The 2,037-nt window shown below is 25.2% G+C and carries 1 protein-coding gene; it reads left to right on the forward strand.

The features are described from left to right. Positions 1-972 precede the first annotated feature (972 nt). Positions 973-1,890: a DUF2806 domain-containing protein gene (locus tag B5E48_RS13315; RefSeq protein WP_087305616.1), complete on the forward strand. Its 918-nt coding sequence runs from the start codon at positions 973-975 to the stop codon at positions 1,888-1,890. Positions 1,891-2,037 lie beyond the last annotated feature (147 nt).

Consider the following 2,037-nt stretch of genomic DNA (forward strand, 5'->3'; position numbering starts at 1 on the left):
AGAAATCTTCATGATAATTTTGTCAATATCTACCAATATCCATGCACATTTAGACGGGCTCAATATATAGGCACTCCATTTCTTATTGAATAGAGCATCTTTTTGGGTTAACATAGCCGAAAAAACGGAGTTAAAACAAGAAAGTATTACAAGTGGCTCAGATGGTCTATGAAAAATTTTTATAATTGAAACATATTTTTACAATTCACTAATTTATAAAAAAAGATAATAATGCCGTTTTGTTGATGTTGAAATTATGATAAAATGAACGTTGGGGTTTTATGGAGAAATATTTACGTAATTGGTTATACAAAGTTAAAAATAACTTAATTTATAATGGTATTGAAGAAGTATACAATTAATGCATGGTAATTTTAAAAGGATATTTTAATTTTGAAAAAATGAAGGATATCAATTTTACAATATTACTAATATATGCAAAAAATCCTCATGTTTGTTATAGGTATATTTTGATTGGAAGAGAATTAAGTAGAGGTGTGATTAATGTATTGCATATAATTGATAATAATAAAATAATGGTAGAAAAATAATTAGCACTATCATAGTTGATATTTATCTTCCTCAAAAAAATCAATTATTCATCTTTGAGAATGCTAATAATTCATCGGTAAGGTAAATTGAGGAGTCGTTTAATTTACAAAGCAAAAAGACTACACTTCAAGAAAAATAGTTATTTAAGAAATTATAGAAAGACATTTATTATTGGAGATAGCATTGATTTATGGAATGAAAATTTATTATAATAAAAATGAGATTGTATAATTTTAAAATATTATGTTAGAAAATGGTGTTGATTGAAGAATGTAGGTATTTTCAATGCAGTTTATATAAATAACAATCAGATATCAATATAAATATTTTATTTTTGAATTTAGATAATTTTATCGATGAATTTTATGAAAAGCTTTAATTAAGCTAAGGTGATATAATTATTAATAGGAGGTTATTTTAATGGATAAAAAAAATTTATTTGATCTTTTTGGAATAATGTATTCTGATGTAAAAAATGTTTTAAATGATATTAACAATCCTAAAAAAGTGGCTCAACAATATCTTATAGAACAAATAAAAGAAAATAATTTCAATGAAGATACGATCAAAAATGCATGTGTTATAATGAATGTAAAAAAAATTTTAAAAAGAACTAAGAATCTGATTAATATTATTGACGAAGCAGAACAAATTATTAATAAAGATAAATCAATAAAAAAAATAAATACTCCAGACGATGAATGGTTAGAATACTTTGAAGATCTTTCATCGAGAGTATCTGATAAAGCAATGCAAAAAATGTGGGCAAGAATTCTTGCAAAAGAAGTGACTGAGGAATCATCAGGTATAACTAAAGCTATGCTTAATACAATAGCTCTTTTAGATAAAGAGTCTGCAACGAACTTTATTAAATTGTGCTCCTTGGTTTATACTGTACAAGTGGTAGGGGGTAATTTTTATACTATTCCATTAGTTTTATATGATATGGATTTAACTAGAATTCTTCAAAAAGATGGTATGATGTATAATGATTTAAAAAAAGACTATTTAAGTTTTTGCCCTACTCAAAATGATTTACAGTATTTATCAGAATTGGGACTGATTATACTTAGTGAAGCAGATAGGGGAGCAGATATTTATTCACAAGAAGTTATGGATTTGGTTTTCAAAGGAAATGAATCTGTATTAGAGTCTGGAAGTATTTATGATGAAGAAGGAAAATACTATTATATAGTTACAGGCCAAGTAAATTTTACAAGAATAGGTCTTGCTCTTTATGATACTATTTCATCCGAGAAGTATCCTTATTTAGATATATTACTTAGCAAATTTATTTCATATCAAAATAGTGAAGACTATTTAATTAACCCATTATAAATAAGGAAAATATTCTATCTTATACTATTATCATAGACCATCAGACACACTTGCTTTATTGTAGTAATCTTTAAGCATCTTTCTAGTCATTACAATTGAGTAACTGATAATTCTCATCATGGAAAACATAAGCTTGAAACCTTTATA

The sequence above is a fragment of the Massilimicrobiota sp. An105 genome (assembly GCF_002161155.1).
Classification (GTDB): domain Bacteria; phylum Bacillota_I; class Bacilli_A; order Erysipelotrichales; family Coprobacillaceae; genus Allocoprobacillus; species Allocoprobacillus merdigallinarum.